Source organism: Deltaproteobacteria bacterium, assembly GCA_019308925.1.
Classification (GTDB): domain Bacteria; phylum Desulfobacterota; class B13-G15; order B13-G15; family RBG-16-54-18; genus JAFDHG01.
In genome coordinates this window covers 1-18,333 of sequence record JAFDHG010000007.1, presented here as the reverse complement: position 1 = coordinate 18,333, position 18,333 = coordinate 1, and the positions used below count along the sequence as shown (strand labels likewise).

Genomic DNA, 18,333 nt, shown 5'->3' with positions numbered 1-18,333 from the left:
CGTCATCTAAATATTGAAAGCCCAACAGGAATACACTGCTTACAATACCATTTACCCTCTTTTTCTACCCAAATCATATTTCCTTCTCTGTCACACCTATTGCATCTATAGTTTCTGAAGACAGAACTACTTTTTGGAATATGATTATCACAATACCAACTTGATAATTCTTCTACCCAAGTTAAAGATTCATTAAGGACAACAGGTGGTTTGTGACATATGTGGCATTTAAAGTGGTAGCACTCCAGGCAGTCCTTCCAATTCATAACAAAGAGTATTTCCTCTGTCTCTTCATCAAAATTATAAATATTCAATTCTTCTGGATGGTAACCGAGAATTTCCTTATAAAATTTTTCATGGAAAATATCTCGACAAACCCTACAGTTTATCTGAAACTTTGTTATTTTTTTGGTTATTGTACCCATAACGCCTTCCTTGCCCCACTACCTCTCTTGTCTCTTTTGCCTCCTGTGCCCTTTAGCCCTGCTTTCACAAGTTCATCTTCAAAATCCAATTGCACTGCCGAGCCAGTCAGCCATTCTTCACCTACATAATTGACAAAAATTTTGATTGCCTCTGGGATAGGATTCAGATATCTTCTCGGTCTGGTAACCCACCATGTATTATAAGGCATACTATGTATCCATATTGTCTGTTACTTTTTATATCCTGATTAAACCAATTACTTTACCCTGAACCTTAAAATCTCTTTCCACATAGATCGGCTCGTAAAGAGGATTTGCAGGTTGAAGCCTGATCCTGGTTTTCTCTCTGTAAAATCGTTTTATGGTAGCTTCATCATTGACTAAGGCAACAACAATCTTCCCATTCTCTGCTGTCTCCTGAGGTTTCACAATGGCAAGGTCTCCTTCTAGGATATGATCCTCCACCATACTATCACCCTGAACCCTTAAGAGAAAGCATCCATCAAGCCCCTTCCTTAAATCTTTTGATAAGGATACTTCCCCTTCAATGTTTTCAATGGCTAAGATAGGCAGACCTGCCTGGATTCTTCCGATAATGGGTAAGGTAACTATATCTCCATTTCCGCTGACTGAGGTCTCTTTATCCAAGGGCTTTATTACCCTGATACCCCTAGCTATGGAATCTCTTTCAATATATCCCTTTTTTACGAGGGCATCCAAGTACCCCCTAACAGCATTAGGGGTTATCTTCATCGCAGCCCCGATCTCTCTTAGGGAAGGAGGATACCCCAATCTCTTAATGCTTTCTACTATAAGATTGTAGACTTCTTTCTGTTTCTCAGTAATTGTCTCCATATCTCTGTCTTATAAACTATACAGTTGTCACCTTTACAAATGTATACTATACATATATAGACATGTCAAGAACTTTTTTATTTAAATCCCTAATAAGGACTCCCTCTTGTGAGGGTTTGGGGTCAGGGTCCCCAAAGGGACGCCTAAGAAACACGTCGATAGTTGCATAGGCGGAGTCAAATGGTAAACCACTATGGTGATTTAGGTTGACAACTCCCTTCCTCCTGTGCTATGTGTCCATCAAAATCAAGGTGTCATCATGCAGGAATTCATCGAGAGATGTGTCCAGGAGGCCATAGAAGAAGAGGGGCTGACCCCCCCCACGGCCCAGGACCTCCTGGGGATAGAAAACAACTTTCTACCCCTCCTTCTTTATGGGGCCTGCCGCATCCGGGGCCACTTCAAGGGAAATGGGGTGAAACTCTGCGCCATCGTCAATGCCAAGTCCGGACGCTGCCCTGAGGATTGCGCCTTCTGTGCCCAATCTGCCCACCACAAGACCCAGATCGAGGTCTATCCACTAATGGACCCTCGGCAGATCCTGCAGAAGGCCCAGGAGGCCGAGCACATGGGGGCGAGGCGTTTTTCCGTCGTCACCAGCGGCAAATCCCCTGGGGGGGGAGAGATGGGGAAGGTCGTTCAGGCCCTTCGTTTAATGAGGGAGGAGACAGGGCTTGTCCTCTGTGCCTCCTTGGGAATCATCACCCAACAAGCGGCACACCAGTTGAAGGAGGCCGGACTCAGGTGTTACCACCATAACCTGGAGACGGCCTCCTCCTTTTTCCTCAAGATCTGCACCACCCATGGATATGAGGAGGACCTAGATACATTGAGATGGGCCAAAGAGGCCGGATTGGAGGTATGCAGTGGGGGGATCTTGGGCCTGGGGGAGTCAGCAGAGCAGAGGTTGGATCTTGCCTTTACCTTACAGGAGATTGGGGTAGACTCTGTGGCCCTCAACTTCCTCCACCCTATCCCCGGGACCCCCTTGGAGGGGACCAAACCCTTGCCCCCCTTGGAGATCTTAAAATCTGTGGCCCTCTTCAGGTTTATCCTCCCCGATAAGGACATCCGGATCTGTGGGGGGAGGGAATTCGGCCTCTGTGACCTCCACCCCCTGGTCTTCTGGGCAGGGGCCAACGGGATCATGATCGGGAACTACCTAACCACCAGGGGGAGGGATCATCGAGCAGACCTACGGATGATCCAAGACTTAGAGTTGGAGGTGGCCGATGGGTAACCTGACTTTCCTCTCGACGGCACTGGAAGAGATCAAGGGTCGGGACCTGTACCGCCGGCTAAGACTCATCCATGGAGCCCAGTCGGCCAGGGTGCAAATAGAGGGGAAGGAGGTGGTGCTCATCTCTTCTAACAACTACCTGGGTCTGGCCGAACACCCCGCCTTAAAGGAGGCGGCTATCCAAGCCCTGGAGCACTATGGATGCGGCGCCGGGGCATCGAGGTCCATATCGGGTACCATGGAGCTTCACAAAGAGCTGGAGGAAAGGATGGCTCGCTTCAAGGGATGTGAGGCAGCCCTGCTGTTCAGCAACGGCTATATGGCCAATCTAGGTCTCCTCACCACATTGGTCGGCGAAGAAGATCTGATCTTGAGCGATAAGCTCAACCACGCCAGCATCGTCGATGGGTGTCGTCTCTCCAAGGCCGAGGTATGGGTATACCGCCATCGGGACATGGACCATCTGGAGACCTTGCTGAAGATGTCATCACATCGCAGAAGGCTCATCGTTATCGACGGGGTCTTCAGCATGGAGGGTGATATCACCCCCCTACCTCAGATCAGGGAATTGGCCAATCGTTATGGGGCCATGGTCATGGTGGACGATGCCCATGCCATGGGGGTCCTGGGCAAAGGGGGCCGGGGGACAGCGGAACATTTCGGTCTGATGGGTCAGGTTGAGATCCAGATGGGGACCTTGGGAAAGGCCCTGGGGGGATTCGGGGCCTATGTGTCCGGCAGCAGGGTCCTGATTGATTACCTCATCAACCGTTGCCGTACCTTTATGTACACCACGGCCCTGCCCCCAGCAATAGCGGCCATGGCCCTGGCGGCCCTGGAGATAGTAGAGGCAGAACCGCAGAGAAGGGAAAGGCTCTGGGAGAATACCCACTATTTTACGAATGGGCTAAAAGAGATGGGGTTTGACACCTTGGGGAGCGAGACCCCCATAGTACCCATCCTCATAGGGGACAACGCCCTCACCATGGAGGCAGATCGCCGGCTTATAGAGAGGGGGATATTCGCCCAGGGGATAAGGCCACCCACAGTACCGTCGCAGAGCTCCAGATTGAGGGCCTCGCTTATGGCCACCCACACCAGGGAGGACCTCGATCTTGCCTTGGACAGCTTCCAAGAGGTAGGGAAAGAACTCGGTTTGATCTAGGAGGAGACATGTCCTGGCACAGGAGATTAGAGCAAGACGACAAGAGGTATATATGGCACCCATTTACCCAGATGAGGGATTATCAGGAGATGGAGCCGGTGATCATCGAACGGGGTGAAGGGGCTTATCTTATCGACATCTACGGCAGGAGATATCTGGATGGGGTCTCCTCCCTATGGGTCATCATCCATGGTCACCGCAGGGAAGAGATAGATCAAGCCATCGTCGAACAGATGGGCAAGATCTCCCACTCCACCCTCTTGGGCCTCTCCAATCCCCCGGCCATAGAGCTGGCCAAGAAGTTAGTAGAGATCACCCCTCAGGGTTTGGAGAGGGTCTTTTATTCCGACAACGGCTCCACCGCCAATGAGGCCGCTCTGAAGGTGGCCTTTCAATACTGGCAACATAGAGGCTATAAGGGTAAGACCACGTTTATTTCCTTTAAAAACGCCTACCACGGTGATACCTTGGGGGCGGTGAGCGTGGGGGGGATCGACCTCTTCCATCAGGCCTACCGCCCCTTGCTCTTTCCCGTCTTTCAGGCCGAGGCCCCTTACTGTTATCGTTGCCCTCAGGGGCGCACCTGGCCGGGGTGCGGGCTGGAGTGCCTGCGAGACCTGGAGGATATTCTAGAAGGACATCACCAGGAGGTCGCCGCCCTCATTATCGAGCCCCTGGTCCAGGGGGCAGCGGGGATGATCACCCACCCCCCTGGCTTCCTCCAAAGGGTGAGGGAGCTCTGCACCCGCTATGGGGTCTTGATGATCGCCGACGAGGTGGCTGTGGGCTTCGGCAGGACAGGAAAGATGTTCGCCTGTGAACATGAGGGGGTGAAGCCGGACCTCATGGTCCTGGCCAAGGGGATCACCGGAGGTTACCTACCTCTGGCCGCCACCCTAACCACAGAAGAGATATACCAGGCCTTTCTCGGGGAATACCACGAGTTCAAGACCTTCTTTCATGGGCACACCTATACGGGTAATCCCCTGGCCTGCGCTGCGGCCCTGGCCAACCTGGAGGTCTTCGAAAGAGATGAGACCCTGGAGAGACTTGCCCCCAAGATCGAACTTCTTACTTGGAGATTGGAGGAGTTCAATGCCCTGCCCATTGTGGGTGAGGTGAGACAGAGGGGGTTTATGGTGGGCATAGAGCTGGTGGCCGACAAGGGGACCAAGGCCCCTTTTCCCCCTCAGGAGGAAATAGGCATCAGGGTGATCTTGGAGGCGAGAAAGAAGGGTGCCATCATTCGCCCCCTGGGGGATGTGATCGTCATCATGCCTCCGCTGGGCATTACCGAAGGGGAATTGGAACAACTCGTGGAGGTGATCTATCAATCCATAAAGACGATATCAGAAGGGAAAGGACGTTGATAGACTTTCACACCCATATCTTTTCCCGTTACGCCAGAGACCATAGGGATCAGTTGGCAAATGAAGACCCCATCTTCTCCCTCATCTACTCCGACAAGAAGGCGGGGATGATCGGCGTTGAGGAGCTCCTGCGGGTCATGGAAGAGGAGAAGGTAGAGGCATCGGTGACCTGCGGGTTCCCCTGGCAAAGGGGGGATCTCTGTCAAAGGGAAAACGACTATCTCCTGGAGTGCCACCAAAGGTATCCCGAAAAGATCATCCCTTTTGTCACCCTCCCCAAGGAGCAGAAGGCGGGGATCTCAGAGCTTCAGAGGTGCGCAGCAGCAGGGGCGCTGGGAATAGGGGAGCTTGCCCCGGGGACCTATGGCGAGGAGCTATGGGACGCAGAGGCCATTACCGCCATCTTCGAGCCCATCAAGGAAAAGGGTCTCCCTGTGCTCATCCACTATAACGAGCCCTTGGGTCACTTCTATCCTGGGAAGGGGAAGGTGAGGCTGCACCAGATGCAGAACCTGTTGCATGCCCTGCAGGGGATGAAGGTCGTCCTGGCCCATCTGGGAGGGGGGTTCTTCTTCTATGAGCTCATGCCGGAGATCGCCGCCATCTGCCAGGGGGTATATTACGACACGGCAGCCTCCCCCCTTATCTACGACAAAAGGGTCTATAAGATCGCCATCTCCATCATAGGTTCTAAAAGGATCTTGTTCGGCTCAGACTATCCCCTTATCCACCCCCGGCGGTATGTGAGGGAGATGAGGGAGGCTGACCTCGGCGAGCAGGAGCTAGAGGATATCTTGGGGCTGAACGCCAAAAGGCTCTTGGGCCAATCCCTTTGAATTCTAATATTGGGCAGCCTGGTCTAAAGGTTTGACATCCCCTCTCCCCATTGTTAAAATGATCACAAATGTATGAGTTGGTAGTCAGGTCGCAGTTTTCTGCGGCCCATAACCTGAGGAACTACAAAGGCAAATGTGAGGCCCTGCACGGCCATAACTGGCAGGTGGAGGTCTTTGTGAGAGCCGACTCTCTGGGTAAGGGGGGGATGGTCCTGGACTTCAACATCCTGAGGGAGGAGACCGAAAGGATCCTTCAGACCTTAGATCACAAATACCTCAACGACCTCCCCTCCTTCCAGAAAGAGGAGCCGTCATCGGAGAACATCGCCCGCTATATATATGAGGCCCTGGAACAAAGTTTGCGTACCTACCGCCTGAGTCCTTATAAGGTCACCGCCTGGGAGTCGGAGGGAGCAGGGGCTTCTTACTTGGGAGGGGAGAGATGATCGACGTCCAAAACCAGCAAGACTACCGCCATGTCGAGATAAACAAGGTTGGGGTGAAGAATATCCGCTATCCCATCACTGTGCTGGACAAGGTCAAAGGGATGCAACATACAGTGGCGAGCGTCAACATGTATGTGGACCTCCCTCACCATTTCAAGGGGACCCATATGAGCCGATTCATCGAGATCCTCAATAAATACAAGGGGGATATCGCCATCAAGAACTTGACCAAGATCCTCCAGGAGATGAAGAAAAAGCTGAAGGCCAAGTCCGCCCACCTGGAGGTCGAGTTCCCCTACTTCATCGAGAAAGATGCCCCGGTGACCAAGGCCAGGGGGCTCATGGAATACATCTGCCGTTTCTGCGGCAGCAGCAATGAGGGGGAGGGAGAGGATTTCTATGTGGGGATCGATGTGCCTATCACCACTGTCTGCCCCTGTTCCAAGGAGATCAGCGATCAAGGGGCCCACAATCAGAGGGGTATCGTCACTGTTAACATCCGCTTCAAAAGATTCATCTGGATAGAGGACCTCATCCAACTAGTGGAGGACTCGGCCAGCTGTGACGTATACTCCATCCTCAAGCGTCCCGACGAGAAGTACGTCACTGAAAAGGCCTATGAAAACCCCATGTTTGTGGAGGACGTAGTGAGGGAGGTTGCCAAAAAGCTCTCCGCCGACCCCAACATCACCTGGTTCTCCGTGGAGTCGGAGAACTTCGAGAGCATCCACAACCACAGCGCCTACGCCTATGTGGAGAAGTAATATCCAACCACAGCTTTATATAAAAAATATCAGAATTACATAATTCCTTGAACGTTCCCTAATTTTCTAATTTTCCCTTTGCCGGCACAAGCTTCCGCTCCAGAAGAAACTTCTGGAACTCCGGCAGGGTCACTTTGGCTGTATTGGACAGATTTCCCATATTATACGAATTGCGCTTTTAGTCCATATTACCGAAAATTACGACATCGTATACCCTTCACAACTTGATTTTTAAAGGATTTTTTCTTTTCACCATTCTTAGCGTGTGCTATAGTGTACTCGTATCAAGAGCAAACAGGAATTTCGTATATTAATTGTTAGCCTTCGAAAAAGCTTTGCATCATGAAAGCTAAGAACAAAATTCCAGACTCACCTGAATCTTGGCTTGGGGAAATCGCAAGAGCTTACATTGACGCCCTTGAAACTTTGCCATTTGGTGAATTGGCAGGAGAAAAGATTGAGCCGAAGGATCTTTTCCGCTTGGGTCCACCTATATGCCTCAAACTCAGAGGTATCAAAAGCTCAAATAGGAACTTGAAAAGAGCAACCGACGCTGCTTTATCTAGTTATGTTGCCACAAAGGAAATAGCTGGCGATTTTTTCGACATACCCCAGATGTCTTTTGCATTCTGTTATCTTGCAAGTCACCTTGGGCTTGAACTCGTAGATGAAAGTCGATTGATAGAGATATTGGATTTTGTCGAATCACACTTGAACAATCTTGTTGAAATGACAACCATGACTTAAAAAGGCTAACAAGTCAATCCAGCTGACCTGGAAAAAGCTGCCGCTTTTCCCAGGCATCTGATCTCGACGTTGGATGTTTGTGAAATGAGAATCATGGTAGGCATTTTTGTAGCATTTATCGGTTTTGTCCTTCTGAGGGGATTTCTTCATTCCAGTGGTCCACCGTGGTGGCAGCGTTTTGGTCCAACTACCAGAAACTTGCTTTTTGGGGGTGAACAAATTCTGAATTGGGGACTATTTATTGTTGGGTTATCCCTTGCCTTTTCTACTTCTATACAAATCGGTTTGGTAGCTTTAGGTTGCTTCATGTTTTCTACAACACCTCGGTATCAAAAGTTAAATGGAAAAGAATCCCTATACTCGACAACGCCTTGGTGTTATTAAGCGGTCTGCTGATCTTCATTACTGGGGTTATCTTGTCATTCATGATTTCTGCCAAGCTTGGCTTCCTTGCCATTCTCGGATCTTTAATCGCCCTAATGGCTGTCAATATTCTTATGCGAATTGAGAAAAATTGAGCAGTAAAGGGACTGCCTGAACAGCATCTCGATGATCAATGGGAGAAAAAGGGAACGGTTCTATTTTCTTGACACTATAAAACTTCAGACCAACTTCTCTTTGCTTTTGACGTTGTGAAGTTCCGTGTTGGTTCGATGCTCATTTAAGTCCTGCCGGATGGAAGAAGTTTCCGACTTGAGGTCCTTAAGGTCTTTCTTCACTGTCACCATATCGGCTTGCAGATCCAAGATGTCCTTTTTGAGTTCCTCATGCCCTTGTCTGTTTTCATCCCTGAACTGGTCAAGGTTCTCCTTCACCATATTGGAGGCCTCAATCACGGTGTCGAACTTCTTATTTACATCCTCTAAAACTATTTTCAGTTCATCCAACATGACAGTCTCACAAAATTAATCATTTAATCACCCTGAATCTTTTCAAACTTCCTGTCAACCTCCAATATGGCCACAGAGAGGGAAAAATGTGGTCGAATCTTTACTCTTTCATAATGAAGTAAGGGCTACAAGAAAGAATAGGCCCGCCTTACTCCCCCTTCCCAAAAAATGATGAGAATGCTTTTACTCAAACACCCCCTTGATCTCCTCGTGCTGCTGGACCAGAGGGGCAGGGGGGAGGCTCTGGAGGAAGACCTTTCCGTACCCCTTGGTCAGGAGGCGACTGTCCAGGATGGAGAGGACCCCCCGGTCCTCTCTGCTCCTGATGAGTCTTCCCAGGCCCTGCTTCAGGGTGATGATGGCTGTAGGGACCTGATATTGATAAAAGGGGTTCCCGCCCTGGCTGGCGATCCTCTCGATCCGTGCTTGGACCACCGGTTCGGTGGGAGGGTCGAAAGGGAGCTTGTCGATGATGACGCAGCTGAGGGCCTCCCCCGGCACATCCACCCCCTCCCAAAAACTGCCGGTGGCAAAAAGGACCGAGTTCACATCCGCCTTAAACTCCTCCAGGAGAAGATGTTTAGGTCCCTCCCCCTGGATCAGGAGGCGGTAGGCCAATTTCCCCTTTAGGATCCTATAGACCTCCCGCATGTTCTTGTAGCTGGTGAACAGCACGAAGGCCCTCCCCTTGGTGATCTCCAAGATGGACTCGATCTCTTTGGCGGCCGCCTTGGGAAAGGTAGGGGAGTGGGGTTGTGGAAGCCCGTCGGGCAGGTAGATCACCACCTGCCTTTGAAAGTCAAAGGGGGAGGGGAGGATGAGCTCCTCGGTCTCCTCTAGGGCGAGCCTCTCTCTGAAGTAATTGAATCCCCCCTGGGTGGAGAGGGTGGCGGAAGTGAAGACCATCGCCTCAACCCGGGGGTACAAACTCCTGTTCAACTCCGGCCAGACATCGATGGGTGAGGCCCTGAGGAAGACACCCCTCCCCCTGTTCTCACACCAATAGACATAGGCTGGGTCCCCCATGGAGAGGATGAACTCGAGGTCTCCCCTCAACTCCTGCGTGCGGCGGATCAAAGAGGCGATTTCCTCCCTCCAATGTCTCTTACCCAGGATCTCTGCCAGGGCGCTGAGGCCCCTCTTAATGTCCGAAAGGAGGCTCAAGACCATCGGGTCCAGCTCCTGAAACCGATACCTCTCCTCCCCTTGAAAGAGATAGAAGAGGTCTGCCGCCTTCTCCAGAAGGTCATCCACTGCCCCCTGCAGCCCGGCCGCAGGCCTCCTCCCTTTTGCCAACTCTCTATGCACGTCTCGGGCCAATTCCTCCACCCGATAGTTGCTGACGGCTAGGCCAAAATAGTTGGTGATCACCTCCTCCAACTGGTGGGCCTCATCGAAGATTACCCTCTTGTACCTTGGGATCACCTCTGCTCCCACATCCCTGATGGCTAGATCGGCGAAAAAGAGGTGATGGTTGACTACGATCAGCTGGGCCTTTGCCGCCTCCTGGCGCATGCGTGTGAGGAAACACCTTTTATGATCGGGGCACTCTGTCCCGAGACACTGATCGCGGCTACAGCATATATCCGCCCAGGTGGAGAGGTCCTCCGGTATCCCCCCCAACTCGGAGCGATCACCAGTTTGGGTTCGGGATACCCACTTCTTCACCTCTCCGAAGAAGGAGGCCTCCTCCATGACCTTGAAGAGGGGCTGTCGCTCAAAGAGCTTGAACCGACGCCAGCAGAGGTAGTTTTCCCTCCCCTTCATATAGGCAACCTCGAACTTTATCGGGAGGAGCTTCTTTAGGAGGGGAATATCTTTAAAGAAGATCTGCTCCTGCAGGTTCTTGGTCCCAGTGGAGACCACCACCTTCTGGCCACTGTAAAGGGCGGGAACCAGATAGGCGAAGGTCTTCCCTGTCCCCGGTCCTGCCTCCACGATCAGATTTCCCCCCTCTGTCAAGGACCTCCAGATTGCCTCGGCCATCTCTACCTGTTGAGGCCTAAACTCGTAGACCTGCAGCCCCTCGGCCAGCAAGCCTCTCCTTCCCAAGATATCTTTCATGGCAGGCCTTTTCAAGGAAGCTCCTCCAATTTTCCTAAAACCAGTTGTCGGGCCTTTGGATCTATTAAGATGGAAGCATCTCCCTGATAGGGATCGGTCCAAGTCCTTTCGGTCATGCCCAAGCCGCGGACGAGGATAAGGAGGGGGCGAGAGGGGCTTCCCCTATGGACCCTCATTATCCTCTTTTAAGTAGAGCACCATCTCACATTCTATCTCCATCGGTCCCACCCGACGAAAACCCAACTTTTCGTATATATGGATGGCCTTGAAGTTTATCACCTCCACCGTAACCCAAATCTGGCGGTAACCCATCTCTTCGGCCAGCTCCTTCATTACCTGGGTAAGCACTATCCCGATGCCCCGATTCTGATAGTCCTGATGGACAAAGACCAAATATTCACAACTCTTGCGGGGCTCCATCTCAAACAGGGCGGCATGTCCTATGGCCTGCCCCTCCATGATAGCCAGGATGTTGATCCCGTCTCGTAGCACACACCTCAACCACTCTTCCCTCCTCTCATCAGAGCGAGGGGGGAGGCCCTGGGTCCACTGTTTGGGCTCAAACCGATCGTACATCTCTTTTAAAAGAAGGTAGTCCCCCTTCTCATCGTTATACTGACAGATGAGAAGGGGGTTTCCAAATTTGTCATTTAATAGGCGAGTTCCCTGCATTGTGTAGGATGAAAGACGTGAGCCTATTTTTTAAGCCGCCAATCTAACAGAAGGGGGATGGAAAGTCAAGTTGTGCTCCCTGAGAGCCGAAAAAACCTTGAACGTCTCCTCTTACCGTGATATCTTCACCGCAAAGGTGGTCTATGGAACCTAAATGTTACGAAAGATCGTTTTGGATCATCTCGGTCTATTTCTGCGAGGGCTTTAAAGGCCTCTTAGGGAAAGATGCACATATTTCTAATAAGTAGAGGGTGATTTTAAGATTGCTCCCTTTGTAGTAAAAGATTTCAGGGAGGCAGGGTTTCCAGTAGATCATAGGATCATGATGAAAAGAAGAAAGAAAAGGGGATGGAAAAGGTTGTGGTGGGAGGTCCGCTACCAGCTCGCCTGCTGGTCCTTGAGGACCCTTTTTCTCTTCACCCACTTCTTCCCTTTGAGGTGGGCCCTGTTCCTGTTGGGAGAAATGGGGGGGAGGATCGGCTGGCGCCTGGCCGGGCAGTACAGGAAGAAGATGCTGGACAACCTCACCCTCTCCTTTCAGGACTCCTTGACCCCGGAAGAGAAGAGGCGCATCTCCCAGGAGAGCCTTCGCCACATGATCAGGGGCTTCGTGGAGACCATGTACTGCGTCCCATTTTATAAAGAGAAGTTCGACCCAAAGATAGGATTGGAGGGGAGGGAAAACCTCGAGGAGACCTTGGCCCTGGGCAAAGGGGTGATTGCCGTCAGTGCCCACCTGGGCAACTTCATCCTCCTGTGTGGGAAGTTGAATGCCAGCGGCTTTCCCTTCTCCATAATCGTAAAAGAGCCAGCCCACCCTGGCTTTGCCCAGATCCTTCGGTGGATGAGGAAAAAGGTGGGGGTGCGCGCCATCCACCTCGACCCCCCCTTGAGGTGTCAGAGAGAGATCCTGCGTTCTCTGCGCCAGGGGGAGGTTGTGGGATTTATCTCCGATCAGAACCAGAAGAGAGGGGGGGTACTGGTAGAGTTCCTCGGACGCGTCATGGCCATGCCCGTGGGTCCGGCCATCTATCACCTGAAGACCGGAGCCCCCATCCTTCCCATCTTCATCCTAAGTCAGAGAGATGGAGGGCATAAGGTCATCATCGGCACCCCCCTCAAGGTGGAGCTGAGCGGTGATGAGGAAAGGGATATCTTCACCATCACGGCACAGATCACTCAGGTTATAGAATCCTATATCAGGAAATACCCTGGCCAGTGGCATTGGATCAGCAAGAGGCGCATCCGGACTAAGACGAGGAGAAAGACCTTCTTAGAGGAAGGGGAGACCTCCCATCCGTAACATCTCCATAAGTTCCAAAGGGATAATATATATGCAGGGTTAGGTTCTTCTCCAAAAAAGTTGCTACAATAGTTCATAGCTGATAGCTGATTAATCCCTTGAATCCTTTCAACACCACCAACTAAATTGTAGAAGATCTAAGATTTATACATTAAAAATTTGTAATAAATAAAAGTTTAGATTAATTCTTGACAAAGAATGATTTTTGTATATAATTAGTATAAGGGAGAATAATGACCATAGAGGAAAAGATCGCCAGGCTCAAGGAGAAGGGAATCCTGCTGACCATCCAGAGATACGCTATCTTAGAGTTTCTCCAGGGCAATAAACTCCATCCCACGGTCGAAGAGATCTACCAATCCTTAAGGGGGGTTTATCCCGCCATCTCTCGAGCCACGGTCTACAATACCCTTGAACTATTTAAACAACAAGGGCTTATTCAGGAGATAACCATCGAACGGGATAAGGTCCGTTACGACTACAGGATCGAACCCCATCACCACTTCCTCTGTCGTCGATGTGGTCAGGTATATGACGTAGAGGTGAAGGGATGCCCTATTGCAGAAAGAGAGAGGGTGGACGGTCATAAGGTAGAGGAGTTAAGGCCCTACATCATCGGCATATGCTCAGAATGTCTCAAGGAGGGGGGAGATGCCGGAGCTGCCTGAGCTAGAGACCCTCTGCGACCAACTACGCCAGGTGGTTTTGGGTGCCGAGATATTGGAGACCCAGGCCCTCGATTCGAACCTGATAAACGTCACGGGTCTTGAGGGACGCACGGTTCGATCGGTAAACCGCCGCGGTAAACAGCTAGAGATACAACTTGATGACGGTCGCATCCTTCTACTGCACTTGCGTATGACAGGCAGGCTCCTTTGGCAGAACGGTGATGGGCTGCCACCCCAATATGCACGTTTTGTTGTCTCCTTCCCCAAAGGAAGGATCTTCCTCATAGATCCCCGGCGCTTTGCAACCTTGTCAGTTCGAAAGGAAGATAGATCCCCTTTTGAGGGGAGCGACCTGCTTGAGGATTTCGACCCATCCCACCTGTGGGGAATCTCTCAAAAAAGCCGCCTCCCCGTAAAATCATTCCTCATGGATCAACGCCATATAGCTGGCGTCGGCAACATCTATGCCTGTGAGATCCTCCACCAAGCACACATAAGCCCCTGGCGGAAGGCCTGCGATCTTTCTCTGGCTGAATGGGAGAAGATTGGGGGAATCACAGGGACTATCCTCAAAAAGGCCATCGCCTGTCGTGGAACCACCATCTCCGACTGGCATGACCTCTTTGGCAGAGAGGGGGAGTATCAGAACCATCTACTAGTCTACGGTCGGGGGGGAGAGGGGTGTTTTGAATGTGGAGGGGAGATTCAGCGACAGAAATTAAATGGCAGAGGGACCTATTTCTGTCCCTCCTGTCAAAAATAAAGAAGGAGGTTTGAAATGAAGGATCTAAAAGGGACAAGGACGGAGAAAAATCTTCTTACGGCCTTTGCCGGGGAATCCCAGGCACGCAACCGCTATACCTACTTCGCCTCCCAGGCGAGAAAGGAAGGTTTTGAACAGATCGCCGCAATTTTTGCCGAGACCGCCGACAACGAGAAGGAGCACGCCGAAAGGCTCTTCAAGTTTCTCGGAGGGGGGGAGGTGGAGATTGCGGCTTCCTTCCCCGCCGGGGTGATCGGTTCTACTGAGGAAAACTTGAGGGCGGCCGCTGCGGGAGAGAATTATGAGTGGACCCAGATGTACCCTTCTTTTGCACAGGTGGCTGAGGAGGAAGGATTTGCCGAGATCGCCGAGGTCTTCAAGGCCATAGCCGTCGCAGAAAGGCAGCACGAACGCCGCTATCTGGGCCTTTTGCGGAACGTCCAGGAGGGAAAGGTCTTCCGCAAAGATAATGTGGTGAAGTGGCGATGTCGCAACTGTGGCTACATCCACGAGGGGAAGGAGGCCCCGGACAGGTGCCCTGCTTGCGATCATCCACAGGCCTACTTCGAACTACTGGCGGAAAATTGGTAGAAATGTATAGCATTCTTGAAAAAGCTACCAATACAGGACCAGAAATATAAATAAGAAGGAAGGAGGGATACTATGGCTGAAGCAAAAGATCAATGTGTGGAACCGGCACGAGGACCAATCTTGCCGGAAGCTGAGGCATCTGTACCAACACAAATTCAAAAGGAGGGACCTAAGATGATCGCTCAAGTTGGCAAACCAGCTCCAGATTTTGAAGCGAGCGCCTTTGTAGGTGGTGGCTTTAAGAACATCAAGCTATCAGACTATAAAGGCAAATGGGTGGTTCTGTGCTTCTACCCTGGTGATTTTACCTTTGTTTGACCCACCGAGCTGACGGCAGTTGCCGTCAAATACGAGGAACTCAAGTCGCTGGATGTGCAGGTTTTAGCGATGAGCGTTGATAGCCGTTTCACCCATAAGATATGGCAGGAGGAAGAGCTATCCAAGATGGTGCCTGGTGGTGTGCCCTATCCGATGCTTTCAGATGTCGGCGGGCGCATCGGCAGGGTTTACGGGGTCTATGACGAAGATGCAGGCGTTGATATCCGGGGTCGCTTTCTGATCGACCCTGATGGTGTGATTCAGGCGATGGAGGTTTTGACTCCTCCTGTCGGTCGCAATGTGGCGGAGCTGATCCGGCAGGTAAACGCGTTCCAACATGTCCGTGCAACAGGCGAGGCCACTCCTTCTGGCTGGCAGCCAGGCAAGGTAACTTTAAAGCCCGGTCCCGACCTCGCAGGCAAGGTATGGAAGATCTGGAAGCCAGAGATGGCCTTCTAAGAGAGGGATTGATTTGGTGGGGAAGACATGAGCGCTATGGACATAAAAAAGGAGGAGGCCATGGACACCAAGATCTTACGCAAGATCAGCTACGGCGTTTACATCGTGAGTTCCAGAAAGGGAGAACGCATCAACGCCCAGACGGCCAACGCAGTAATGCAGGTTACATCAGACCCTCCGCAGTTTGCCTTGGGGATCAATAAGGAGAATCTCACCCATGAATTCATCAAGGAAAGCCGTGTGCTTGCCGTCTCAGTCCTCTCGCAGGAGGCCCCTTTGAACCTCATCGGGAAGTTCGGGTTCAAGTCGGGTAGGAAGGTGGACAAATTCGATGGCGTCTCCTACCGCCTGGGCAAGAACGGCTGCCCGGTCCTTCAGGAGCACACCGTGGGCTATCTGGAATGCAAGGTGGTAAAGGACCTTGACGCAGGAACCCACACGATCTTCATCGGGGAAGTGGTAGATGGTCAGGTCTTCAAGGAGGGGGAGCCTATGAGCTACGCCTATTACCACCTGGTGAAGAGGGGGACCACGCCCAAGACGGCCCCTACTTATGTGGAGACAAAAAAGGAGGAGAAACAATGAAGAAATATAGATGCACGGTATGCGGGTATATCTATGATCCCGAGGAGGGGGATCCGGACAATGGAATCGCCTCTGGTACCCCCTTTGAGGAGCTTCCTGACGATTGGGTATGTCCGTTGTGTGGGGCGAGCAAGGACGATTTCGAACTTGAGGAATAAGACCATACGTAGGAGGAGGGAGATGAAGGAATACTGGGAGTTCGGCATTGAAGATTGCGGAGAGAATAAGACAAAGGAATAAGAAGGAGGAACAAAATGGGTGTTCCAAGACAATTAAAACCAAATATTTACTCAGTCGGTGCAGTTGACTGGGATAGGAGGTTATTTGATGAACTCATACCCCTGCCCGATGGAACAAGCTATAATGCCTATTTGGTGAGGGGGGGAGAAAGGACAGCGCTGATAGATACGGTGGACCCAACGATGACGGAAGTGCTGACGAAGAATCTCCACCAGCTTGAGGTCAAGGATATTAATTATGTCATCGTCAATCACGCCGAGCAAGACCATTCAGGGTCATTGCCGCAGATACTGGATATGTATCCTCCTGCCAAAGTTGTCTGCACAAAAAAATGTAAGGTTATGCTCATGGATTTGCTTTTAATCCCTGAGGACAAGTTTATAACGGTGGAAGATGGAGAGACTCTGTCATTAGGGGACAAAACCCTGGAGTTCATTCATGCGCCCTGGGTCCACTGGCCAGAGACGATGTTCACATATTTAAGGGAAGACAAAGTACTTTTTACGTGTGATTTTCTTGGTTCCCATCTGGCCACCAGCGGTCTGTTTGTAACCGATGAGGCCACTGTATATGAGGCAGCCAAGAGATACTATGCAGAGATCATGATGCCGTTCAGGACAACCATCAAGAAGAACTTGGAGAGGATAAAGGATCTGGATATAGAGATAATTGTGCCGAGTCATGGGCCGACCTATAACAGGCCGGAATTCATCCTAAGTGCTTATAGAGATTGGGTCTCTGATGAGGTAAAGAATGAAGTGGTTATACCTTATGTCTCAATGCATGAGAGCACAAAGAGGATGGTCGATTATCTGATGGACGCTTTGATCGAAAGAGCTATCACTGTTAAGCCCTTCAATCTGACAAAGACCGACATTGGAGAACTGGCCATGGCCCTGGTAGATGCGGCAACAATAGTAATAGCATCACCCACGGTCTTAGTTGGCCCACATCCAAATGTGGTTTATGCGGTCTATCTTGCCAATGCCCTGAGACCAAAGCTGAAATTCGCATCGATTATTGGATCATATGGCTGGGGTAGCAGGATGGTGGAACAAATTAAGGGGATAACTTCAAATTTAAAGGTAGAGTTGTTTGATCCCATCGTTGTAAAAGGCCTTCCTAAAGAAGAGGATTTCAAGGCATTGGACAGCCTGGCAGATGAAATATTAAACAAGCATAAGGAATACAATATCATTAAAAGTGAGGGATAAGGGAGGTGAAAAGATGGATAGGAAAGAGTGGGAAAAGAAGAAAGAATCCTTTGAGGTCATAGATGTGAGAAAGCTGACGGGCAATTTCCTGCCAATGGTCCTCAAGAAGGCGGGAACCCTTTCTGTTGGTGAAGGAATATGTGTAATTCAGAGCTTCGAGCCCATTCCGCTGTATTCTGCCCTGGCTGATTTGGGCTTTGAACATTTGACTGAAAAGATCTCAGACAACGAATATCGGGTATATTTTTATAGAACTGAGCATAAGGAATCAATCCTTCCAGGAGGAATGGATGTTCCGCTGAAGCCGACGGCTATGCTGAATTTTAAAGAGATTGACAATGAACTGGCAAATATCATTGTCCCATTTTGGAAATTGATATGGGAGAGGGAAGCCCCCGCCATTGATCAGAAAACAAGGTACCTGCTGTCTTTGGCAAACGGTGTTGGGGGAGGGCGATACCGCCAAGCGACGAGAGAACTGGTAAAAGGGTATGCCGCTGGTGTTACTGTAGCGGAACTGGATGAGATCTTTTCCATGTTTGTCTGGAACCAGGGAGTCGGCACCTTCGCCTCAGAGATTGGGCCTTCGCCACTATTTGGCGCATATATCCCAAGTTTGACAAGTCTTTTGTAAGTAGTTGAAATATAAGCACAAAAATTTCCAGTTACACTAGGAGATTAAATTTTTCTTATATATCACTATGTTACGGGACTATCT

The 18,333-nt window shown here is 50.7% G+C and carries 22 protein-coding genes; 16 read left to right on the top strand and 6 right to left on the bottom strand.

Features of this window, described 5'->3' with window-relative positions:
- Positions 1-2 precede the first annotated feature (2 nt).
- Both JRI46_01885 and lexA read right to left on the bottom strand, forming a co-directional pair.
- Entirely contained in the window at positions 3-425 is a 423-nt protein-coding gene (locus JRI46_01885; GenBank protein ID MBW2038337.1) for a hypothetical protein, read from the bottom strand.
- 237 nt (positions 426-662) lie between these two features.
- The gene (gene lexA / locus JRI46_01880) at positions 663-1,280 is read right to left on the bottom strand and encodes a transcriptional repressor LexA (GenBank protein ID MBW2038336.1); all 618 of its coding nucleotides are present in this window, start codon (positions 1,278-1,280) and stop codon (positions 663-665) included.
- A 259-nt stretch (positions 1,281-1,539) separates the two neighbouring features.
- On the opposite strand from lexA, the gene bioB reads away from it, so the two are divergent.
- From bioB to JRI46_01845, 7 genes are all read left to right on the top strand, one after another.
- On the top strand, positions 1,540-2,520 hold the full coding sequence (gene bioB / locus JRI46_01875; protein MBW2038335.1) for a biotin synthase BioB: 981 nt from the start codon (positions 1,540-1,542) through the stop codon (positions 2,518-2,520).
- Complete coding sequence (bioF, locus tag JRI46_01870) at positions 2,513-3,685, top strand: 8-amino-7-oxononanoate synthase (protein MBW2038334.1); 1,173 nt, start codon at positions 2,513-2,515, stop codon at positions 3,683-3,685. Before bioB ends, bioF begins: the two co-directional genes overlap by 8 nt.
- An 8-nt stretch (positions 3,686-3,693) precedes the next feature.
- On the top strand, positions 3,694-5,055 hold the full coding sequence (gene bioA, locus JRI46_01865; protein MBW2038333.1) for an adenosylmethionine--8-amino-7-oxononanoate transaminase: 1,362 nt from the start codon (positions 3,694-3,696) through the stop codon (positions 5,053-5,055).
- Positions 5,052-5,891 (top strand): amidohydrolase family protein, encoded by an 840-nt coding sequence (locus tag JRI46_01860; GenBank protein ID MBW2038332.1) that lies wholly within the window; start codon positions 5,052-5,054, stop codon positions 5,889-5,891. The genes bioA and JRI46_01860 overlap by 4 nt, the downstream gene beginning before the upstream one ends.
- Positions 5,892-5,959: 68 nt before the next feature.
- On the top strand, positions 5,960-6,337 hold the full coding sequence (queD, locus tag JRI46_01855) for a 6-carboxytetrahydropterin synthase QueD (GenBank protein ID MBW2038331.1): 378 nt from the start codon (positions 5,960-5,962) through the stop codon (positions 6,335-6,337).
- Positions 6,334-7,101: a GTP cyclohydrolase I FolE2 gene (locus JRI46_01850; protein MBW2038330.1), complete on the top strand. Its 768-nt coding sequence runs from the start codon at positions 6,334-6,336 to the stop codon at positions 7,099-7,101. Before queD ends, JRI46_01850 begins: the two co-directional genes overlap by 4 nt.
- 342 nt (positions 7,102-7,443) lie before the next feature.
- The gene (locus JRI46_01845) at positions 7,444-7,848 is read left to right on the top strand and encodes a hypothetical protein (GenBank protein MBW2038329.1); all 405 of its coding nucleotides are present in this window, start codon (positions 7,444-7,446) and stop codon (positions 7,846-7,848) included.
- A 602-nt stretch (positions 7,849-8,450) separates the two neighbouring features.
- On the opposite strand, the gene JRI46_01840 is transcribed toward JRI46_01845, so the two are convergent.
- From JRI46_01840 to JRI46_01825, 4 genes are all read right to left on the bottom strand, one after another.
- Positions 8,451-8,738, bottom strand: a complete 288-nt coding sequence (locus tag JRI46_01840) for a hypothetical protein (GenBank protein ID MBW2038328.1) — start codon at positions 8,736-8,738, stop codon at positions 8,451-8,453.
- Positions 8,739-8,921: 183 nt separating this feature from the next.
- A complete protein-coding gene (locus JRI46_01835; GenBank protein MBW2038327.1) occupies positions 8,922-10,817 on the bottom strand; it encodes an ATP-dependent DNA helicase in 1,896 nt (631 codons plus the stop codon).
- The gene (locus JRI46_01830; GenBank protein ID MBW2038326.1) at positions 10,814-10,978 is read right to left on the bottom strand and encodes a hypothetical protein; all 165 of its coding nucleotides are present in this window, start codon (positions 10,976-10,978) and stop codon (positions 10,814-10,816) included. The genes JRI46_01835 and JRI46_01830 overlap by 4 nt, the downstream gene beginning before the upstream one ends.
- Positions 10,965-11,378: a GNAT family N-acetyltransferase gene (locus JRI46_01825; protein ID MBW2038325.1), complete on the bottom strand. Its 414-nt coding sequence runs from the start codon at positions 11,376-11,378 to the stop codon at positions 10,965-10,967. The genes JRI46_01830 and JRI46_01825 overlap by 14 nt, the downstream gene beginning before the upstream one ends.
- 418 nt (positions 11,379-11,796) lie before the next feature.
- Here JRI46_01825 and JRI46_01820 point away from each other — a divergent pair, with 418 nt between their 5' ends.
- The 9 genes from JRI46_01820 to JRI46_01780 all read left to right on the top strand — a co-directional run bounded on the left by JRI46_01820 (position 11,797) and on the right by JRI46_01780 (position 18,249).
- Positions 11,797-12,777: a lysophospholipid acyltransferase family protein gene (locus JRI46_01820; GenBank protein MBW2038324.1), complete on the top strand. Its 981-nt coding sequence runs from the start codon at positions 11,797-11,799 to the stop codon at positions 12,775-12,777.
- 233 nt (positions 12,778-13,010) lie between these two features.
- Positions 13,011-13,445 carry a transcriptional repressor gene (locus JRI46_01815; protein ID MBW2038323.1) on the top strand — a complete coding sequence of 145 codons (435 nt, stop codon included), beginning with the start codon at positions 13,011-13,013 and terminating at the stop codon, positions 13,443-13,445.
- Entirely contained in the window at positions 13,429-14,208 is a 780-nt protein-coding gene (gene mutM / locus JRI46_01810) for a bifunctional DNA-formamidopyrimidine glycosylase/DNA-(apurinic or apyrimidinic site) lyase (GenBank protein ID MBW2038322.1), read from the top strand. The genes JRI46_01815 and mutM overlap by 17 nt, the downstream gene beginning before the upstream one ends.
- Positions 14,209-14,223: 15 nt before the next feature.
- Positions 14,224-14,799, top strand: a complete 576-nt coding sequence (locus tag JRI46_01805) for a rubrerythrin family protein (protein MBW2038321.1) — start codon at positions 14,224-14,226, stop codon at positions 14,797-14,799.
- 72 nt (positions 14,800-14,871) lie between these two features.
- Positions 14,872-15,576 (top strand): peroxiredoxin, encoded by a 705-nt coding sequence (locus tag JRI46_01800; GenBank protein ID MBW2038320.1) that lies wholly within the window; start codon positions 14,872-14,874, stop codon positions 15,574-15,576.
- Between the two features lie 60 nt (positions 15,577-15,636).
- Positions 15,637-16,161 (top strand): flavin reductase, encoded by a 525-nt coding sequence (locus JRI46_01795; protein ID MBW2038319.1) that lies wholly within the window; start codon positions 15,637-15,639, stop codon positions 16,159-16,161.
- The gene (locus JRI46_01790) at positions 16,158-16,319 is read left to right on the top strand and encodes a rubredoxin (GenBank protein MBW2038318.1); all 162 of its coding nucleotides are present in this window, start codon (positions 16,158-16,160) and stop codon (positions 16,317-16,319) included. The genes JRI46_01795 and JRI46_01790 overlap by 4 nt, the downstream gene beginning before the upstream one ends.
- A gap of 96 nt (positions 16,320-16,415) precedes the next feature.
- Positions 16,416-17,615, top strand: a complete 1,200-nt coding sequence (locus JRI46_01785) for an FprA family A-type flavoprotein (protein MBW2038317.1) — start codon at positions 16,416-16,418, stop codon at positions 17,613-17,615.
- A 13-nt stretch (positions 17,616-17,628) separates the two neighbouring features.
- The gene (locus JRI46_01780; protein ID MBW2038316.1) at positions 17,629-18,249 is read left to right on the top strand and encodes a DUF2249 domain-containing protein; all 621 of its coding nucleotides are present in this window, start codon (positions 17,629-17,631) and stop codon (positions 18,247-18,249) included.
- Positions 18,250-18,333: the final 84 nt, after the last annotated feature.

Excerpts from the sequence above, each read along its gene's own strand:
- JRI46_01790 (MBW2038318.1), top strand. The coding sequence starts at position 16,158 with ATGAAGAAATATAGATGCACGGTATGCGGGTATATCTATGATCCCGAG.
- JRI46_01840 (MBW2038328.1), bottom strand. The coding sequence starts at position 8,738 with ATGTTGGATGAACTGAAAATAGTTTTAGAGGATGTAAATAAGAAGTTC.
- JRI46_01805 (MBW2038321.1), top strand. The coding sequence starts at position 14,224 with ATGAAGGATCTAAAAGGGACAAGGACGGAGAAAAATCTTCTTACGGCC.
- JRI46_01825 (MBW2038325.1), bottom strand. The coding sequence starts at position 11,378 with ATGTACGATCGGTTTGAGCCCAAACAGTGGACCCAGGGCCTCCCCCCT.
- JRI46_01795 (MBW2038319.1), top strand. The coding sequence starts at position 15,637 with ATGGACACCAAGATCTTACGCAAGATCAGCTACGGCGTTTACATCGTG.
- queD (MBW2038331.1), top strand. The coding sequence starts at position 5,960 with ATGTATGAGTTGGTAGTCAGGTCGCAGTTTTCTGCGGCCCATAACCTG.
- JRI46_01885 (MBW2038337.1), bottom strand. The coding sequence starts at position 425 with ATGGGTACAATAACCAAAAAAATAACAAAGTTTCAGATAAACTGTAGG.
- JRI46_01785 (MBW2038317.1), top strand. The coding sequence starts at position 16,416 with ATGGGTGTTCCAAGACAATTAAAACCAAATATTTACTCAGTCGGTGCA.
- JRI46_01845 (MBW2038329.1), top strand. The coding sequence starts at position 7,444 with ATGAAAGCTAAGAACAAAATTCCAGACTCACCTGAATCTTGGCTTGGG.
- JRI46_01815 (MBW2038323.1), top strand. The coding sequence starts at position 13,011 with ATGACCATAGAGGAAAAGATCGCCAGGCTCAAGGAGAAGGGAATCCTG.
- JRI46_01820 (MBW2038324.1), top strand. The coding sequence starts at position 11,797 with ATGATGAAAAGAAGAAAGAAAAGGGGATGGAAAAGGTTGTGGTGGGAG.
- lexA (MBW2038336.1), bottom strand. The coding sequence starts at position 1,280 with ATGGAGACAATTACTGAGAAACAGAAAGAAGTCTACAATCTTATAGTA.
- bioA (MBW2038333.1), top strand. The coding sequence starts at position 3,694 with ATGTCCTGGCACAGGAGATTAGAGCAAGACGACAAGAGGTATATATGG.
- JRI46_01850 (MBW2038330.1), top strand. The coding sequence starts at position 6,334 with ATGATCGACGTCCAAAACCAGCAAGACTACCGCCATGTCGAGATAAAC.
- bioF (MBW2038334.1), top strand. The coding sequence starts at position 2,513 with ATGGGTAACCTGACTTTCCTCTCGACGGCACTGGAAGAGATCAAGGGT.
- JRI46_01780 (MBW2038316.1), top strand. The coding sequence starts at position 17,629 with ATGGATAGGAAAGAGTGGGAAAAGAAGAAAGAATCCTTTGAGGTCATA.
- JRI46_01830 (MBW2038326.1), bottom strand. The coding sequence starts at position 10,978 with ATGAGGGTCCATAGGGGAAGCCCCTCTCGCCCCCTCCTTATCCTCGTC.
- mutM (MBW2038322.1), top strand. The coding sequence starts at position 13,429 with ATGCCGGAGCTGCCTGAGCTAGAGACCCTCTGCGACCAACTACGCCAG.
- bioB (MBW2038335.1), top strand. The coding sequence starts at position 1,540 with ATGCAGGAATTCATCGAGAGATGTGTCCAGGAGGCCATAGAAGAAGAG.